Consider the following 17680-nt stretch of genomic DNA (forward strand, 5'->3'; position numbering starts at 1 on the left):
TAGCCTGAACGGGTCCCCACGTGCTCCGCGTTCGCCAGAACGCCTCTTCGAGAGGAGCCGGTGAGCAAGAGTGTCCGCCGACCCTGCACTGCGTCGAGAGATCCCCGACGCGACCGTCGCGCGGCTTCCCGAATACCTCCGAACCCTGTCCCGCCTCGCTGAGGACGGCGTCCTGTCGGTCTCGTCCGAGGAGCTGGCGGCGGAGGTCGGAGTGCGATCCGCCCAGCTGCGCAAGGACCTCAGCCACCTCGGCTCCTACGGCGTGCGAGGGGTCGGCTACGACGTCGAGACCCTCGCCCTCGAGATCTCGCGAGCCCTCGGCCTCACCCAGGACTGGCCCGTGGCCATCGTCGGGATGGGCAACCTCGGACACGCCTTGGCCTCCTACTCCGGCTTCGTCACCAAGGGCTTCCGGATCGTCGGCCTCTACGACGACGACCCCGCCCTCACCGACGAGCGCGTCGTCGGGGTGCCGATCCGGCCGCTGGCCGACCTGCGCGCCCACCACGCCGTCGACCCGATCGCCATCGGCGTCATCGCCACGCCTGCGCCGGCGGCCCAGGCCGTCTGCGACGCGCTGGTCGGCGCCGGCATCAGCTCGATCCTCAACTTCGCACCGGCCGTCCTGACGGTGCCCCACGGCGTCGACGTACGCCGCGTCGACCTCTCAACGGAGCTGCAGATCCTCGCCTTCCACGCCCAGCGCAAGTCCCTGGCCGCGGGACACCTTCGTTCGGCGGTGCCTGCCCAGTGAGCCTGCTCGTCATCGGACTGTCCCACCACACGGCCCCGCTGACCGTCCTCGAGGCGCTCTCCGAGCACCCCGACCGAGCCGAGGCGATCGCGTCCTCCGTGCTCGGGTCGGCCACGGCCACCGAGACGGTCGTGCTGTCCACGTGCAACCGCCTCGAGGTCTACGCCTCCGTACCGGCCTTCCACCCCGCAGTGGCCGCCATCGGCGAGGCGCTCGCCATCGCGGCGGGCATCGAGGCGCCGGAGTCCGGGCCCCCGGCGGCCGAGCTGGCGCCGAGCGACCCACGCTCGGCGCTCGCGGCCAGGGCCGAGGCCCTCGCCGACCACCTCTACGTCCGCTACGACGACGCCGCCGTGGCCCACGCGTTCACGGTCGCCTGCGGCCTCGACTCGATGGCCGTCGGCGAGGCGCAGATCCTCGGCCAGATGCGTGACGCGCTCGCCGGGGCGCAGAGTCGCGGCCAGGTGGGAGAGTCGCTGAACTCGCTCTTCCAGGGGGCGCTGCGGGTCGGCAAGCGGGCCCACACCGACACCGACATCGACCAGCACAGCGTCTCGCTGGTGCAGATCGCGCTCGAGGAGGCCTCCGCGGTGCTCGGGCCCCTCGACGGCGCCTCGGCGGCCGTCATCGGCGCCGGCGGCATGAGCGGTCTCGCGGCGGCCACGACCCGTCGCCAGGGAGTCGGCTCGCTCACCATCGTCAACCGCACCCACGACCGGGCCGAGCGCCTGGCCGCCGCCACGTCGGGCGTGGCCCGTCCCTGGGGTGAGCTGGCCGAGGTCGTCGCGCAGAGCGACCTCGTCATCTCGTGCACCGGTGCGGTCGGCCACGTCATCACGGCAGACCTGCTCGCCGAGAGCGCGGCCCGCCGCGGCGGCCGTCCCCAGGTGGTCATCGACCTGGCCCTGCCCCGCGACGTCGAGCCCGTCGACTCCTGGCAGCGCGAGATCCCCGGGGTCACCCTCGTGGACCTGCAGGCCCTCGGACTCCTGCTCGAGGGGCGCGCCGACACCACGGAGGTCGTGCGCGTGCGCGACCTCGTCACGGGCGAGGTCGCCGACTACCTCACGCGTCGCATGGAGAAGTCCGTGGCGCCCACGGTCGCCGCGCTGCGCGCCCGGGCCGCCGCGCTCGTGGCGACCGAGATGGATCGTCTCGACCAGCGGCTGCCGGGCCTCGACGAGTCGACCCGTGCCGAGGTGTCCCTGGCGGTCCACCGCATCGTCGAGAAGCTGTTGCACACGCCGACCAGGCGCGTGAAGGAGTTCGCCATGGAGGGCAGCGGCGACGACTACGCCGCCGCCCTGCGCGAGCTCTTCGACCTCGAGCCGAAGGACATCGCCAACGTGTCCGTGCCGCCGAAGCGGGCGCAACCGTGAGCGCCCTGCGCCTCGGCACCCGCCGCTCCGCCCTCGCCACCACCCAGTCCGGGTGGGTGGCCGACCGGCTGCGGGAGGCCGGGCACGAGGTCGAGCTCGTCGAGATCACGACCGAGGGCGACGTGTCGGGTGAGCTGCTCACCGCCATCGGCGGCACCGGGGTGTTCGCGGCCGCGATCCGTCAGGCCCTTCTCGACGGGCGCATCGATGTCGCCGTCCACTCGCTCAAGGACCTGCCGACCGCTCCTGAGCCCGGGCTGGTCCTTGCCGCCGTCCCGGTTCGCGAGGACAGCCGCGACGTGCTCGTGGCCCGCGACGGGCTGACGCTCGGCGAGCTGCCGGCCGGCTCTGTGGTCGGCACCGGTTCACCGCGCCGCACGGCGCAGCTCGCCGCCCTCGGTCTCGGCGTCGAGATCCGTCCCATCCGCGGCAACGTCGACACCCGCATCGGGCTCGTCACGTCGGGGGCGGTCGACGCGGTGGTGCTGGCCCGCGCAGGACTGGCGCGCCTGGGCCGGCTCGACGAGGCCACCGAGGTCCTCGAGCCCATCCAGATGCTCCCGGCGCCCGGACAGGGTGCCCTCGCGGTCGAGTGCCGCTCCGACCGCCACGACGTCGTCTCGGCCGTCTCGGTGCTCGACGACCCCGACACCCGAGCCTGCGTCTGCGCCGAGCGGTCGCTGCTCGCCGCCCTCGAAGCCGGCTGCACCGCTCCCATCGGGGCGCTGGCCGAGGTGGTCGAGGGGGACGATGGCCTCGAGCTCTCGCTCCGGGGGTTCGTCGGGAGCGAGGACGCCTCCGTCGAGCTGCGCCGCTCGCTCGTCGGACCCTACGACCAGCCAGAGTCGCTCGGCCGTCGCCTGGCCCAGATCCTCCTGGAGGACGGCGCCGCCGACCTCGACATGGACGACCATCCGACGAGCGGCTCCGAGCCGGCCGCCGAGCCTGCCGCCGTCGACCCAGCACACTCCCCACGCCAAGCCTCACACCAACCGGAGCAAGTTTCGTGACTCCTTCCTCGCAGCCGTCGGACCAGACGGCCTCGACCCCCACCACCGCGACGACGCCGGCCCGCGTGGCCTTCGTCGGCTCGGGGCCGGGCGACCCCGGCCTCATGACGTTGCGCGGCCGTGACCTGCTGGCCGCGGCCGACGTCGTGGTCCTGGACCGCATCGCCCGCGACGACGTCGTCCTGCAGCACGCCCGGCCCGACGTCGAGATCGTCGACGCCGGCCACGGGGAACAGGGCCAGGAGCTCACCCAGGCGATGCGCGCCAAGCTCGTCGTCAAGGCGGCGAAGTCGGTCGCCCCCGGCGGTCTCGTGGTGCGCCTCATGGACGGCGACCCCGCCACCTTCAACGGACTCGTCGAGGAGGTGCGCGCGTGCCGAAAGGCCGGCATCACCTACGACGTCGTCCCGGGTGTCTCCGCGCTGACCGCCGGACCCACGTATGCCGGCGTGCCCCTGACCTCGAAGTCCACCGGTGCCGTGCACGTGGTGGGCGTCGACTCCCCGGGGGTCGACTACGCCGGGTACGCCACCGACACCGACACCCTCGTGCTGCTGGGCACCACGGACGGCATCCGCTCGGCGCTGGAGGCCCTGCGTTCGGCGGGCCGTCCCGCCGAGTCCCTCGTCGCGCTGAGCGCCCGCGGCACCACGGTGCAGCAGACCTCGCTGGCCACGACCCTGGGAGAGGCCGCGTCGGTCTTCAGCGCCAAGGAGCCCCTCGAGGTCACCCTCGCCATCGTGTCGCCCAACGTCGAGCTGCGCGACGAGTTCTCCTGGTTCGAGTCCAAGCCGCTCTTCGGCTGGCGGGTGCTCGTGCCCCGCACGCAGGCGCAGGCCGGCTCGATGGTCGACCGTCTCGCCGCCTACGGCGCGACCGCCGACGTCGTGCCCACCATCTCGGTGGAGCCACCGCGCACGCCGCAGCAGATGGAGAAGGCCGTCAAGGGCCTGGTCACCGGCCGCTACGAGTGGATCGGCTTCACGTCGGTCAACGCCGTCCGCGCCGTGCGTGAGCGCTTCGAGCAGTTCGGCCTCGACGCCCGCGCCTTCGCCGGCCTGAAGGTGGCGGCTGTCGGCGGCACCACCGCGGCCGCGCTGCGCGAGTGGGGCATCAACCCCGACCTCGTGCCCGCGGGCGAGCAGTCGGCTGCCGGCCTGCTCGAGTCGTGGCCCGAGTTCGACGAGGTGCTCGACCCCATCAACCGCGTCCTGCTGCCTCGTGCCGACATCGCCACCGAGACGCTGGTCGCCGGCCTGCGCGACATGGGCTGGGAGGTCGACGACGTCACCGCCTACCGCACCGTGCGCGCGGCGCCGCCGGCCGCGCACATCCGCGACGCCATCAAGGGCGGCGACTACGACGCCGTGCTCTTCACGTCGAGCTCGACGGTGCGCAACCTCGTCGGGATCGCCGGGAAGCCCCACGCCGCAACGGTGGTCGCGTGCATCGGCCCCGCGACGGCCAAGACGGCCCAGGAGCACGGCCTGCGCGTCGACGTCCTCGCGCCGGAGGCCTCGGCCCTCAGCCTCGTCGACGCCCTCGCGGGTCACGGCGTGGGGCTGGCCGTCGCCTCGGCCGAGGCCGGCCAGCCGGTGCAGCGTCCCAGCGACAAGCGTCCGGCTTCGCGCCGGCGCGCCCGCTGAGGACGACGCGTGATGATCGAGCGTCCTCGCCGCCTGCGCCAGAACCCGGTCCTGCGGTCCCTCGTCGCCGAGACCCGGCTGCACCCGCGTGACCTCGTGCTGCCGGTCTTCGTCGCGGAGGGGCTCACCGAGCCGCGGCCCATCGCCAGCATGCCCGGCGTCGACCAGCACACCCTCGCGAGCGTCGTCGAGCTGGCCCATCGCTGCGTGGCGGCCGGGCTCGGCGGGATCATGCTCTTCGGCGTCCCCCAGCACAAGGACGCCACCGGCTCGGGCGCGGTCGACCCCGACGGCATCCTCAACGTCGCGCTGCGGGCAGTTCGCGAGGCCGTCGGCGACGACCTCGTCGTCATGGCCGACACGTGCCTCGACGAGTTCACCGACCACGGCCACTGCGGCGTCCTCGATGAGCGGGGCCGCGTCGACAACGACGCGACCAACCTGCTCTACGCCGAGATGGCCGTCGCTCAGGCCCGCGCCGGCGCCCACGTCGTCGCCCCCTCCGGGATGATGGACGGCCAGGTCGCCGTCATCCGCGAGGCTCTCGACGCCGAGGGCTTCACCGACACGGTGATCCTCGCCTACTCGGCGAAGTACGCCTCGGCGTTCTTCGGGCCGTTCCGCGACGCGGTGCAGTCGAGCCTGCAGGGCGACCGTCGCACCTACCAGCAGGACGCCGCCAACATCGTGGAGTCGCTCCGCGAGATCGACCTCGACATCGCCGAGGGGGCAGACATGGTCATGGTCAAGCCGGCCATGTCCTACCTCGACGTCATCGCCGCGGCGGCCGAGCGCGCGTCGGTCCCGGTCGCTGCCTACCAGGTCTCGGGGGAGTACTCCATGATCCACGCGGCCGCCGCCAACGGCTGGATCGACCTGGAGGCGGCCGCCCTCGAATCGCTCGTGTCCATCCGTCGCGCCGGCGCCCAGGTCGTGCTGACGTACTTCGCGCTCGACGTGCCCGGATGGATCGCCTGACAGCAACTACCATCTGTGACGTCACAGGAGGTTGACATGTCAGGTTCGGGGGAGAACGGCGTGCGGTGGCTCAGCGACGCCGAGCAGGCGTCGTGGCGGGCCATCCTGCGCGGCACCAGGCTGCTCGAGCAGGCGCTCGACGACGCGCTGGGCGATGCCGGCCTGCAGCTGAGCGAGTACGAGATCATCTCGATGCTCTCCGAGACCGAGAACCACCGGCTGCGCATGTCCGAGCTCGCGGCCATGGTCGTGCAGTCCCGCAGCCGCCTGACGCACACGGCCAAGCGCCTCGAGGACCGCGGCTGGGTGACGCGGGAGCAGTGCGCCAACGACAAGCGCGGCGTCGAGCTCGTGCTGACGCCCGGTGGCCTCGAGGCGGTCCGCGCCATCGCCCAGGTCCACGTGCGCAGCGTGCGCGACAACCTCGTCGACATCATGACGCCCGAGCAGTTCACCGCCATCGGCGACGCCATGGGGATCGTGCGCGACCACCTCGACCCCCATGCTGCGAGCGGTCGCTGACCACCCGGCGCACGACGCACCGGTCGGCGGTTGACACACTGGGGGGCATGAGCTCGCAGCCCGTCACCGTCCAGCCCGACTTCGACGCCCCGGCGTCCGCCGCGCTCCTCGCGCGCGCCAGCGAGGTCATCCCGGGCGGCGTCAACTCGCCGGTGCGCGCGTTCCGCGCCGTCGGCGGCACGCCGCGCTTCATGGCGAGCGGGTCGGGCCCGTGGCTCACCGACGCGGACGGGAAGCGCTACGTCGACCTCATCTGCTCGTGGGGGCCGATGATCCTCGGCCACGCTCACCCGGAGGTCTTGGCCGCCGTCACCGAGGCCGCCGCACGGGGCTTCTCGTTCGGGACGCCCAGCGAGAACGAGGTGCGACTCGCCGAGGAGATCGTGCGCCGGGTCGAGCCGGTCGACCAGGTCCGCCTCGTCAACTCCGGCACCGAGGCCACGATGTCGGCGATCCGGCTGGCGCGTGGCTTCACCGGCCGCGACGTCATCGTGAAGTTCGCCGGCTGCTACCACGGCCACGTCGACGCCCTGCTCGCCTCCGCCGGCTCGGGCGTCGCCACCTTCGCGCTGCCCGACTCGGCGGGTGTCCCGCGCTCGAGCGCCGGCGAGACGATCGTGCTGCCCTACAACGACCTCTCCGCGGTCGAGGCCGCCTTCGCCGAGCGCGGCCACGAGATCGCCGCCGTGATCACCGAGGCGGCAGCCGGCAACATGGGCGTCGTCCCACCCGCGCCGGGCTTCACCGAGGGCCTCCTGAGGATCACGAAGGAGCACGGCGCGCTCCTGGTGTCCGACGAGGTCATGACGGGCTTCCGCTGCAGCGCGTCGGGCTTCTACGGGCTGGAAGGTCCGTATGCCGCCGGCGCGCCCGACCTCTTCACGTTCGGGAAGGTCATGGGTGGCGGGTTCCCGACGGCCGCCTTCGGTGGCCGTGCCGACGTGATGGCCCTCCTCGCGCCCCAGGGGCCCGTCTACCAGGCCGGCACGCTCTCCGGTAACCCCGTGGCCTCCGCGGCCGGTCTGGCGACGCTGCAGGGGTGCACGCCGGAGGTCTACGCCCGGCTCGACCTCGTCGCGCACGCCATCGCCGACGCGGTCTCGAGCGAGCTCGCGGCGGTGTCCGTGCCGCACACCATCCAGTGGGCCGGATCGATGTTCTCGGTGTTCTTCCGCGACGGGGCCGTCACCGACTACGCCGACGCCAAGGACCAGGACGCCGACGCGTTCCGCCGCTTCTTCCACTCCATGCTGAGCCAGGGCGTGCACCTGCCGCCGAGCGCGTTCGAGTCGTGGTTCGTCTCCGCCGCGCACGACGACGAGGCGGTCGACCACGTCATCGCCGCCCTACCCGCCGCGGCCCGCGCCGCCGCCACCTCGGACTGACGTCCCGGGTCCTCCGGGCTCAGTGGACGCTGGCGAGCAGCACCCCGACGCCGACGAACAGGCCGCCGAAGACGCGGTTGAGGGTGCGCTGCCCCGACTCCCGCTGGGTCAGGCGACCGAGCCCCCGGGCGGCAGCCGCGAAGAAGAACCACATGATGACGACGTCGATCGCGACGATGGTCGCGGCCAGCACGACGTACTGCGGCAGCAGGGGCTGCTCGGGCCGGATGAACTGCGGCGTGAAGGCGAGGAAGAAGACCACGGCCTTCGGGTTGGTGAGGTTGACGAGCAGGCCTCGCCGAAACATCGACCACGCCGGCTCGCGGTGCGCCTCGCCGACCTTCGCGGCGGCTGCGCGCGAGCGGAACTGCCGCACCCCGAGGAAGACGAGGTAGGCGGCGCCGACGTAGCGGATCACGTTGAAGAGCAGGGGTGAGCCCGCCACGAGCACGCCCACACCCGCGGCCACGACCGCGATGTGGGCAAGCAGCGCGACCTGCTGCCCGAGGATGCCCCAGATCGAGCGGGTCCAGCCGGAGCCCAGCGAGTTGGCCATGGTGTTGACGGCGCCCGCACCCGGGGTCAGGGAGATGAGGGTCCCCGTTGCGACGAGGGTGAGCCAGAGCGACCACGACACGCGAGGGAGTGTAGGTGCTCGGGCGGGCGTGGTGATGACGGCGTTCGACGCCGGGCCGGAGAGCCTGCGGCCGGGCCGGACGGCATACGGCCTCGGCGACGTCGTCGCATGTCACAGGGGGTGCACAGCCTCGGAGGCCGATTCGGTCCTGAGCAGCTCGTTTGAGAGACTGTCGACCATGGCTGAGAGCACCGGAGGGACGGCGTCGGCCGGCGGCGACCTCACGGTCGTGCACCTCATGCGGCACGGCGAGGTCCACAACCCCCAGGGCGTGCTCTACGGCCGGCTCGACGGCTTCCACCTCTCGGAGCTGGGCCAGCAGATGGCCCGCCTCGTCGCGGTGCACCTCGAGAGCAACGACATCACCCACGTCGTCGCCTCGCCCCTCGAGCGGGCGCAGGAGACGGCCGCGCCAGTCGCCGCCGACCACGGCGTCACGATCACCACCGACGCCAGGGTCATCGAGTCGGAGAACCGCTTCGAGGGCCGCACTGTCGATGTCCTGAGCCTGCTCCACCCTCGCAACTGGCACCTGTTCAGCAACGTCACCAAGCCGTCGTGGGGCGAGCCCTACGAGCAGATCGCCGTCCGGATGCTGGCGGCCGTCGCCGACGCTCGCGACGCCGCGCGCGGCCACGAGGCCGTCGTCGTCAGCCACCAGCTGCCCGTGTGGACGGTCCGCAACAAGCTCGAGGGCCGGCGCCTGTGGCACGACCCGCGCAAGCGTGAGTGCACCCTCGCGTCGCTGACCTCCCTGACCTATCGCGGCGACGAGCTGCTCTCCATCACCTACTCCGAGCCGGCGGCCCGCCTGCTGGCCCGGGCGAGCAGGAGCGTGGGCGCCTGATGCATCACCTCGACCGGCGCACCGCGTTGCGGTGGGGCGCCGCCGCGCTGGCCGCGGTTCTCGCGACCCTGACCGCGGCGTGCTCCTCAGATCCCAACTCCGTTGCGGACCAAGCCCGCTCGGGCGACCGCAAGGGCTACGTGGCCGGCGACGGGTCGATCGAGCAGCTGCCGGTCGCCGACCGCGGCCAGCCGGTGACGCTCGAGGGGACGACCCTCGACGGCAAGCCGTGGAGCAGCGCCCAGCGCGCCGGCACGGTGCTGGTGGTCAACGTGTGGGGCTCGTGGTGCCCCCCGTGCATCGAGGAGACGCCCGCCCTCCAGAAGGCGTGGGAGACCGTGCAGGCCAAGGGGAAGAAGGTCGAGTTCATCGGGCTCGACAAGCTCGAGGGTCCCGAGACCGGCCTCGCCTTCCTCAAGGCCAACAAGGTGACCTTTCCCTCGCTCGCCTACGACGGCGGCGTGCCCATCCTCGCGCTGCAGGGCAAGGCGTCCGCGACCCCGACGACGCTCGTGCTCGACGGGCAGGCACGCATCGCGGCGCGCGTCTCGGGTCCGGTCGACACCACCACGCTGCTGGGCCTGATCGACGACGTCCTCACCGAGAAGGCCTGAGGCCGTCATGGGTTCGGAGCTCGCCACCGGATCGCTGCTCGTCGCCGGGCTCGTCGCCCTGGTGGCAGGCTTCGTCTCCTTCGCCTCGCCCTGCGTGCTCCCGCTCGTCCCGGGCTTCCTCGGCTACGTCACCGGGCTGTCGGACGTCTCCCTCGAGAAACGCTCGCGCGGCCGGCTCGTGCTCGGCGCCCTGCTCTTCGTCCTCGGCTTCACCGTCGTCTTCCTGGTCGCCGCGGCCGCCGTCTCGGCCGTCGGGCTCGCCTTCCGTGAGCACCAGAGCCTGCTGCTGCGCATCGGTGGCGCGGTCGTGCTCGTCATGGGCGTGCTCTTCCTGGGCGTGGGGCGGTCGTATGCCGTCCCGGTCAGCTGGCGGCCACGGGCCGGTCTCGCCGGGGCGCCACTGCTCGGCGCCGCGTTCGCGATCGGCTGGTCGCCGTGCATGGGCCCGACCCTCGGTGCCATCCAGGCGATGGCGGCGCCGATTTCCGCCGCCTCCGGCTCGATCGGGCGTGGACTGGCGCTGGCCGCCGTCTACTCGATCGGGCTCGGTCTGCCCTTCGTGCTCATGGCGGCGCTCTGGGAGCGGGCCGGCACCGCCAGCCAGTGGCTGCGGGAGCACCGCCGCGTGCTCCAGACCGTCGGGGGCGTCCTGCTCGTCGGCGTGGGACTGCTCATGCTCACCGGCGTCTGGGAGGACGTCATCGTGTGGGTGCAGGTGCGTCTCGTGAACGGCTTCCGGGTGGCGATCTGACATGAGTACCGAGACCGACCCCACCACCGGCGCCACGACCGGCCCGAACCCCGACCACACCGCCGACCACACTGCCGACCGCACTGAAGACCAGGAGACGCTCGCGACAAAGGGCGGTGGACGCATACGCAAGGGGATGCGTCCCGAGCGGCAGGAGCCGACGCTGCCCACGCTGGGCGCCGTGGGGATGCTCCGCTGGGGGTGGCGACAGCTCACCAGCATGCGCACCGCACTGTTCCTGCTCCTGCTCCTGTCGATCGCCGCCGTGCCGGGATCGATCTTCCCGCAGCGCAACATCGACTCGGGTCGCGTCGCCGACTACATCGCCCAGCACCAGACCAGCGCGCCGTGGCTCGACAAGTTCGGCTTCTTCGACGTCTACTCCTCGCCGTGGTTCTCGGCGATCTACCTGCTCCTCTTCGTCTCGCTCGTCGGGTGCATCGTGCCGCGCACGAAGGTGCACCTCTCGGCGCTCCGGTCCAGGCCGCCGCGGGCTCCCGCGCGCCTGCGTCGCCTCGACGAGCACGCCGAGGTCACGACGAGCCTCTCGCCCGACGAGGCGCTCGCCGCCGCCCGTGCGGTGCTGAAGCGCAAGCGGTTCCGCCTGCACTCGCACGACGCCACGTCCGTCTCGGGTGAGTCCGGCTACCTGCGCGAGACCGGCAACCTGCTCTTCCACCTGGCCCTGACGGGCATCATCGTCGGCATGGCGGTCGGCCACCTGCTCGGCTGGCGCGGCGACGTCATCCTCGCCGAGGGCGACAAGTTCGCCTCCTCCGCCGGGACGTACAACACGATCGCGCCCGGCCCGTGGGTCGACAGCGAGACGCTTCCGCCCTTCGTGCTGTCGCTCGACAAGCTGCACGTGGAGTTCAACGAGGAACCGGGACGCAACTTCGCCAAGCCCCGGTTCTTCGACGCGCAGACGACGCTGCGCAGCGCACCCGGTGCACCGGCGTCGAGCCAGACGGTCTCGGTCAACCACCCGATCAGCGTCGACGGCGCCGACATCTTCCTGCTCGGCAACGGCTACACGCCGGTCATCACCGTGCGCGACGCCAAGGGCACCGTGCTCTACCACGAGGCGACACCCTTCCTGCCGCAGGACCCCAACTACCGGTCCGTCGGCGTCATCAAGGTCCCGTCGGCCTCGCCGAAGCAGCTCGGCTTCACCGGGTTCTTCCTGCCGACCGCCGAGCCGACCTTCAGCAACGGGCCGATGTCGCTCTTCCCCGACGCCGACAACCCCGAGGTCGCGCTCTCGGTCTGGGAGGGCAACCTCTTCCCCGGGGGCGCCCCGCAGTCGGTCTACACCCTCAACACCGAGCAGATGAAGCAGGTGATGAAGACCGACGGCACCCCGATGCTCGTGCGCCTGAAGCCGGGGGAGACCAAGCAGCTGCCCGGCGGCCGCGGATCGATCACCTTCGACGCCGTCAAGCGGTTCGCGGGCCTGTCGGTGCGCACCGACCCGGGAGCGCCGATCAGCCTCGTGAGCGCCATCCTCGCCACGCTGGGCCTGATCCTCGGCCTCACCATCAAGCGCCGGCGCGTGTTCGTGCGCGTGCGTCCCGTGGACAGCAGCCCGGACAGCAGCGGGGACAGCAGCTCGGACAGCGGCCTCGACAGCCCTGCCGGTGCGCATGGGCGACCGGCTACCGTGGTCACCATCGGTGGCCTCTCGAAGGACTCCGACCCCGGGCTCGCCGCGATCGTCTCCGCGATCTCCACCGGCGTGCACGACCGCCATGCAGAACGGACCGACCGATCGTGAATCTCGCAGCCAACGCCAACGCGGCCCTCTACGCGTCGATGATCGTCTACACCCTGGCCATGCTCGCCTTCACGTGGCACCTCGCTGCGCGAGCGCCCAAGGTCGTCGACTCCAAGGCCGTCGCGGAGGTGCCGGCACAGGAGCGTGAGCTGGTGGGTGCCGGAGGGCCGTCCTCCACCGAGCGACGGCCGGTGACCCCGTATGCCGCCGGGCCCGACTTCGAGGAGAGCCTCAAGAGCCGCCAGCGCGGCAACATCGCGCTGATGCTCACCTACCTGGCGTCGGCCCTGCTCGTGGCGTCCGTGCTGATGCGCGGGCTGGCCGTCGGCCGACCGCCGTGGGGCAACATGTTCGAGTTCGCGACGGCCGCGGCCGCCGCCGTGGGTGCCGCCTACAGCGTGCTCGCCAAGCGCAACCGCTGGCAGTGGCTCGGCGTCTTCATCGTCACGCCGATCCTGCTCGTGCTCGGCCTCGCGCTCGCCGTGCTCTACACCGAGGCGGGCGAGCTCATGCCGGCGCTCAAGTCGTACTGGCTCGGCATCCACGTCTCCGTGGCCTTCCTCGCCGTCGCCTTCTTCACGCTGGCCTGCGCGGTCGGGCTGCTCTACCTCGTGCGGCTGCGCCGGGAGGAGAAGCCGCCGGCAAAGCCCAACTTCATCGAGTCGCTGCCGAGCTCGGCCTCCCTCGAGCGCACCGCCTACAGCCTCAACATGGTGGCGTTCATCCTGTGGACCTTCACCCTCATCGCCGGCGCCATCTGGGCCAAGCAGGCGTGGGGCTCGTACTGGCAGTGGGACCCCAAGGAGGTCTGGACCTTCGTCATCTGGACCGTCTACGCCGCCTACATGCACGGGCGCGCCACGGCCGGCGTCGACCACCGCAGGTCCATGCTCATCGCGCTCCTCGGCTACGTCGCGGTCATCATCAACTTCACGCTGGTCAACCTCGTGTCGACCTTCGTGGGCATGCACAACTACTCGGGCATGTGAGAAGGCAGTGATCTGACGTGGTCCGCTACTCCCTGCTCCGGATCCTGATCTTCTTCGGGTTCCTCCTGCTCTTCTGGCTCATCGGCCTGCGCGCCAACCCCGTGCTCCTGCTGGGGGCCTCGGCGATCGCCTCCGCCGCCGCGTCCTACATCCTCCTGCGCGGCATGCGCGACCAGGTCACGGCGCGGCTCGTGGAGCGCCACGAGGCCAAGCTGCAGGCGAAGCAGCAGGTCGACCCGACGAGCGACGAGTATGCCGAGGACGCCGAGGACGAGGGCTTGACGCGCCCCGTCGACACCTCGCAGGAGCCTCGCAGCACCGACCGCTGAGGCACCCTCCACCTTGGGCCCGCTCCCTATCGGATCCTGCTCCCGAAAACGGAGCAGGATCCGATAGGGAATCTGCCGGACCAATTCTGCGCCGGCTCGGAACCTGCTCCCGAAAACGGAGCAGGATCCGAGGGAGGGCGGCCCAGCCGGGTCAGTGGCGGCCGAGGCCGAGGCCGATCGCCAGCAGCAGCGACCAGGCGAGCAGGAACTGCCCGGTCCCGGCCAGCGCCGGGATGAGCCCGCGCCCGGTGGCCCTGCCCACCACGGCCTGGACAGGCCGCACGACGAGCGGCGCAGCCAGCAGGGCCAGCAGCGCCCACGGCGACGTGAAGGACGCCAGGCCGGTCATGACGAAGGCGACGGCGATGAGGGCGATGTAGAACACGCGGGTCGCCGGCTCACCCATCCGGACGGCGAGGGTGAGCTTGCCGTGCTGTCGGTCGGTGGGGACGTCGCGAAGGTTGTTGGCCACGAGGATCGCCGAGGAGAGCGAGCCGACTCCGATGGCGCCCCACCAGCCGGCGGCGGTGGGAGGCGTCATGGTGGCCATCGTGCCCAGCGTCGCCACGAGCCCGAAGAAGACGAAGACGAAGAGCTCACCGAGGCCGAGGTAGCCGTAGGGGCGAGAGCCGCCGGTGTAGTACCACGCGGCCACGATGGCGGCGGCGCCGATGGGGATCATGATCCACAGCCCCGAGAGCCCGACGAGCGCCAGGCCCATCAGGCCGGCGAAGAAGAAGCAGGCGAAGGCCGCGAACTTGACGGTGCGCGGGTCGGCGAGGCGCTGGCCGACGAGGCGCACCGGGCCGACCCGGACCTCGTCGGTGCCGCGGACGCCGTCGGAGTAGTCGTTCGCATAGTTCACCCCGACCTGGAGGGCGAGGGCGACGACGAGGGCGAGGACGGCATACGCCCAGACGACGTGACCGGTCTGGTAGGCGGCGCCGGTGCCGACGAGGATGGGGGAGACGGCGGCGGGAAGCGTGCGGGGGCGAGCGCCCTCGATCCACTGGGTCAGGGTGGCCATGGAGTTCTCGGGGCGTCCTTCTACAGCTTGCGGAGGAAGTCGGGGTCGTCGTCGGGCCCGCGGGGTCCCGGCGGCTGGCGGCCCGGCCCACGCGGTGCGCGCCGGGGACCGCCCCGGGCATCGGTGCGCCCGGCCACGAGCCAGAGGACGGGCCCGACCACCGGCACGAGGGCTGCCAGGATCCACACCGCCTTGGGCATGATCCGCACCAGCCGCCGGTCGGTCTGCAGGCAGTCGACCACGGCGTAGATCGATGCGAAGACCACGAGGGCGACGAATGCGACGCGCAGCACGGTGATCTCCTTCGGCAGGTGGGGCACTCCCATCTTGCCACCGCTCAGGCCCGCTCTCCGACCCCGCGTCGGATGGCGGCGCGGTCGGGCTTGCCGGGGCCGCGCTGGGGGATCGCGTCGAGCACCGTCACGAGCCGCGGCAGCGCGGTGTCGGGGAGTATGCCGCGAAGCCGCGCCCGCACCTCCCGCGTCGTGAGCGTCCGGCTCGGGTCCACCAGCGTCACTGCGGCGCACACGGACTCGCCCCACTCCGGGTCGGGCACGCCGAGCACGACGACGTCGAGGACCTCGTGCAGGTGGCGGCTGATCGCGTCCTCGACGACGCCGGGGTTGACCTTGAGGCCGCCGGTGTTGATGACGTCGTCGGCGCGGCCGTCGATGACGAGGTGGCCGTCGTCGTCCAGGTGCCCCAGGTCGTCGGTGCGGAACCAGCGCACGCCGTCGGGGTCGGTGGTGAAGGCGTCGCGGGTGAGCCCCGGCTCCCCGAGGTAGCCGTGGGCGAGGGTGTCGCCGCCGAGGACCACGTGGCGGTCGTTGTCCACGTGGACGCGGCTGACCGGCAGCGGGACCCCGTCGTAGACACAGCCGCCCGCGGTCTCGCTCATCCCGTACGTGAGGCTGAGGACCACCCCGAGGTGCGAGGCTCGCTCGACCAGCGCCCGGGGCGTGGCGGCCCCACCGACGAGCACTCCGTCGAAGGTGCGCAGGGCCTCGACGCCGACCGGGTCCTCGACGAGGCGCGAGAGCTGTGTCGGCACCAGGGCGGTGTAGCGGCAGGACGCCGTGTGGGTCGGGCGCACCCGGTCGGCCGCGGCGGCGAAGCCCTCCACCGAGAAGCCGTCACGCAGGTCGAGCACGGTCGGGGCGACGCCCGAGGCCAGCGAGCGCAGGAGCACCTGGAGGCCCGCGACGTGGTGGGCGGGCATGGCGAGCAGCCAGGCACCGCTGCCTCCGAGCACCTGGTGGGTGGCCCATGCCGAGCGTTGGAGGGCCTCGGCCGTCAGCAGCGCGCGCTTGGGCCGCCCGGTGGAGCCGGAGGTCCCGATGGCTACCGCGAGCCCGTCGGGCAGCTCGGCCCGGTCGTGGGACGGCACGGTGGGCCGCGGGTCGCCGGCGGCATACGGCAGCACGGGGGACCGCCCGGCCAGCGCGGCCTCGAGGGCGGGGAGGACGTCGAGGACGTCCGGTCCGGCGGGGATCGCGAGCGGGCGGGGGGAGGGGGCGGCCATCAGGCAGGTCTCGCTCTCGGGGGTGCGGTGGGCTCGGGCCGCCGGCGCTGCCGGGCCGCCATGACGACGGTCCAGAGGAGCACGGCCGCGCAGGCGGGGAAGGCGACGTAGGGGTTGAGGGGCACCACGATGCCGAGGGCCCCGCCGACGACCCAGAGGACCTGCAGCATCGTCTCGGACCACGCGAAGACGGACGTCCGGACGTTCTCGGGGACCTCGCGCTGCACGAGGGCGTCGAAGCACAGCTTGGACAGCTGCGCCGACAGCCCCTGGACGAAGCCGAGCAGGACGAGGGTCCAGAGGCCGTACCAGATGCCGGTCGCGATGCAGCAGAGCGTGGCTGCGAGCACGGAGACCATGGCGATGCGTTCGGGCCGCTGGTCGCGCACGACGTTGCCGAGAACGCTGCCCAGGCCGTTGCCGACGCCGATCGCCACCGCGACGAGGGCGAGGACCACCTCGGCGCGGATGCCGTCGATCGGCTGCTCCTTGGCGAGGAAGGCCAGGAACAGGATGAGGAAGCCGGTGAGCACCCGGGTGCCGCCGGTCGACCACAGGGCGTGCATCACCGGCCACGGGATCGCCTGCTTGCGCCGGCGGAAGCGCCCGATCGGCCCGAGGGAGTCGACCGTCAACGCGTCGCGGCCCGCGCCGACGCGGATCGGCACGGTGTCGTCGATCGAGAGCTCGCCGAGCGAGGAGTCGACGCGCGCGGGTAGGCGGATGGCCTGCACGGTGGCGAAGACGAAGACGACGAACGCGACGCGCAGCGCCCAGGAGGGGCCGGCGAGCATCGCGAGACCACCGAGGGCGCCGCCGACCACGGCCCCCGCTACGCCGGCCATGGACACACGTGAGTTGGCCCTGACCAGGGTGGTGCCGGGCGGCAGCAGGCGTGGGACGGCGGCGGCCCGGGTGATCGTGTAGGCGCGCGACGCCACGAGGCAGCCGAGCGCCGCCGGGAACAGCCAGCCGCTGCCGGTGCTCATCGCGTCGGCGAGAACCCAGCAGAGGAAGGCCCGGACGGCGAGGGTCGTGCCGATGGCCCAGCGCCGCCCGTGCGAGAAGCGGTCGAGCAGCGGCCCGATCAGGGGCGCGACGAGGACGAACGGCACCATCGTCAGCAGCAGGAAGGTGGCGACGTCGCTCCGGGCCTGCGCGGTCTGCGGGTTGAAGAAGAGCGTGCCGGCGAGCGCGAGCGTCATGACGGTGTCCCCGGCCGTGTGGCTGCCGTGCAGCTCCGTCAGGCGGGCCAGGCCGCTCTCCCCGGCGCCGCCGGAGTGCGTGTAGGCGTGCGCCTTGGCAGCGGCGAAACGCCCGGTACGCGCAGTGGCGCGGGCCGTGCCGGATGCCGCGCGGCCCAGACCCCGACCCAGCGCTCGAGCACGCCCGCCGGCGCGGAGGCCGGCGCGGCGGCCGGCGCTCGCGCGGCGGTCGTGGCTGGCAGGCACGGCAACATCCTGCCCTGTCCCGATGTCACCGGTGCCGTGGACCGGGCACCCGCCCGCCGAGCGGT

18 protein-coding genes are annotated in these 17680 nt (G+C 72.4%); 13 read left to right on the forward strand and 5 right to left on the reverse strand.

Going from position 1 to position 17680, the window contains the following annotated elements; all coding sequences use genetic code 11:
• The first annotated feature begins 70 nt into the window (after positions 1-70).
• From LQK93_RS12340 to hemL, 7 genes are read left to right on the forward strand one after another with little or no spacing between them, the layout of a single operon-like run.
• Positions 71-754 carry a redox-sensing transcriptional repressor Rex gene (locus LQK93_RS12340; RefSeq protein WP_374968076.1) on the forward strand — a complete coding sequence of 228 codons (684 nt, stop codon included), beginning with the start codon at positions 71-73 and terminating at the stop codon, positions 752-754.
• Positions 751-2133 (forward strand): glutamyl-tRNA reductase, encoded by a 1383-nt coding sequence (gene hemA, locus LQK93_RS12345; protein ID WP_374968077.1) that lies wholly within the window; start codon positions 751-753, stop codon positions 2131-2133. Before LQK93_RS12340 ends, hemA begins: the two co-directional genes overlap by 4 nt.
• Positions 2130-3143 carry a hydroxymethylbilane synthase gene (gene hemC / locus LQK93_RS12350; protein ID WP_374968078.1) on the forward strand — a complete coding sequence of 338 codons (1014 nt, stop codon included), beginning with the start codon at positions 2130-2132 and terminating at the stop codon, positions 3141-3143. The genes hemA and hemC overlap by 4 nt, the downstream gene beginning before the upstream one ends.
• Positions 3140-4789 carry a uroporphyrinogen-III synthase gene (locus LQK93_RS12355; RefSeq protein ID WP_374968079.1) on the forward strand — a complete coding sequence of 550 codons (1650 nt, stop codon included), beginning with the start codon at positions 3140-3142 and terminating at the stop codon, positions 4787-4789. The genes hemC and LQK93_RS12355 overlap by 4 nt, the downstream gene beginning before the upstream one ends.
• A 12-nt stretch (positions 4790-4801) precedes the next feature.
• Entirely contained in the window at positions 4802-5767 is a 966-nt protein-coding gene (gene hemB, locus LQK93_RS12360) for a porphobilinogen synthase (RefSeq protein WP_374968080.1), read from the forward strand.
• Positions 5768-5803: 36 nt separating this feature from the next.
• Positions 5804-6289 (forward strand): MarR family winged helix-turn-helix transcriptional regulator, encoded by a 486-nt coding sequence (locus LQK93_RS12365; RefSeq protein ID WP_374968081.1) that lies wholly within the window; start codon positions 5804-5806, stop codon positions 6287-6289.
• A 47-nt stretch (positions 6290-6336) separates the two neighbouring features.
• Positions 6337-7674, forward strand: a complete 1338-nt coding sequence (gene hemL / locus LQK93_RS12370) for a glutamate-1-semialdehyde 2,1-aminomutase (RefSeq protein ID WP_374968082.1) — start codon at positions 6337-6339, stop codon at positions 7672-7674.
• Between the two features lie 19 nt (positions 7675-7693).
• On the opposite strand, the gene LQK93_RS12375 is transcribed toward hemL, so the two are convergent.
• Positions 7694-8311 (reverse strand): LysE family transporter, encoded by a 618-nt coding sequence (locus LQK93_RS12375; RefSeq protein WP_374968083.1) that lies wholly within the window; start codon positions 8309-8311, stop codon positions 7694-7696.
• Between the two features lie 178 nt (positions 8312-8489).
• Between LQK93_RS12375 and LQK93_RS12380 the strand changes: the two genes are divergently transcribed.
• Genes LQK93_RS12380 through LQK93_RS12405 form a run of 6 tightly spaced genes read left to right on the forward strand, consistent with a single transcriptional unit; the run spans position 8490 to position 13615 of the window.
• Positions 8490-9158: a histidine phosphatase family protein gene (locus LQK93_RS12380; protein ID WP_374968084.1), complete on the forward strand. Its 669-nt coding sequence runs from the start codon at positions 8490-8492 to the stop codon at positions 9156-9158.
• On the forward strand, positions 9158-9772 hold the full coding sequence (locus tag LQK93_RS12385) for a TlpA family protein disulfide reductase (protein WP_374968085.1): 615 nt from the start codon (positions 9158-9160) through the stop codon (positions 9770-9772). Before LQK93_RS12380 ends, LQK93_RS12385 begins: the two co-directional genes overlap by 1 nt.
• A gap of 7 nt (positions 9773-9779) precedes the next feature.
• A complete protein-coding gene (locus tag LQK93_RS12390; protein ID WP_374968086.1) occupies positions 9780-10523 on the forward strand; it encodes a cytochrome c biogenesis CcdA family protein in 744 nt (247 codons plus the stop codon).
• Position 10524: 1 nt separating this feature from the next.
• Positions 10525-12297, forward strand: coding sequence for a cytochrome c biogenesis protein ResB (locus tag LQK93_RS12395; protein WP_374968087.1), 1773 nt, complete (start codon positions 10525-10527; stop codon positions 12295-12297).
• On the forward strand, positions 12294-13286 hold the full coding sequence (gene ccsB, locus LQK93_RS12400) for a c-type cytochrome biogenesis protein CcsB (RefSeq protein WP_374968088.1): 993 nt from the start codon (positions 12294-12296) through the stop codon (positions 13284-13286). The genes LQK93_RS12395 and ccsB overlap by 4 nt, the downstream gene beginning before the upstream one ends.
• Positions 13287-13303: 17 nt before the next feature.
• Positions 13304-13615 (forward strand): DUF4229 domain-containing protein, encoded by a 312-nt coding sequence (locus LQK93_RS12405; protein ID WP_374968089.1) that lies wholly within the window; start codon positions 13304-13306, stop codon positions 13613-13615.
• 151 nt (positions 13616-13766) lie between these two features.
• Here the strand turns inward: LQK93_RS12405 and LQK93_RS12410 are convergent, their stop codons facing one another.
• The 4 genes from LQK93_RS12410 to LQK93_RS12425 are packed head-to-tail and all read right to left on the reverse strand — an operon-like array spanning position 13767 to position 17615.
• Complete coding sequence (locus tag LQK93_RS12410; RefSeq protein WP_374968090.1) at positions 13767-14642, reverse strand: 1,4-dihydroxy-2-naphthoate polyprenyltransferase; 876 nt, start codon at positions 14640-14642, stop codon at positions 13767-13769.
• A gap of 20 nt (positions 14643-14662) precedes the next feature.
• Positions 14663-14968 (reverse strand): PLD nuclease N-terminal domain-containing protein, encoded by a 306-nt coding sequence (locus LQK93_RS12415; RefSeq protein WP_374968091.1) that lies wholly within the window; start codon positions 14966-14968, stop codon positions 14663-14665.
• A gap of 11 nt (positions 14969-14979) precedes the next feature.
• Positions 14980-16164, reverse strand: a complete 1185-nt coding sequence (menE, locus tag LQK93_RS12420; protein WP_374968092.1) for an o-succinylbenzoate--CoA ligase — start codon at positions 16162-16164, stop codon at positions 14980-14982.
• Positions 16164-17615, reverse strand: coding sequence for an MFS transporter (locus LQK93_RS12425; protein WP_374968093.1), 1452 nt, complete (start codon positions 17613-17615; stop codon positions 16164-16166). The genes menE and LQK93_RS12425 overlap by 1 nt, the downstream gene beginning before the upstream one ends.
• Positions 17616-17680: the final 65 nt, after the last annotated feature.

The organism is Terrabacter sp. BE26, from assembly GCF_041941675.1.
GTDB lineage: Bacteria > Actinomycetota > Actinomycetes > Actinomycetales > Dermatophilaceae > Terrabacter.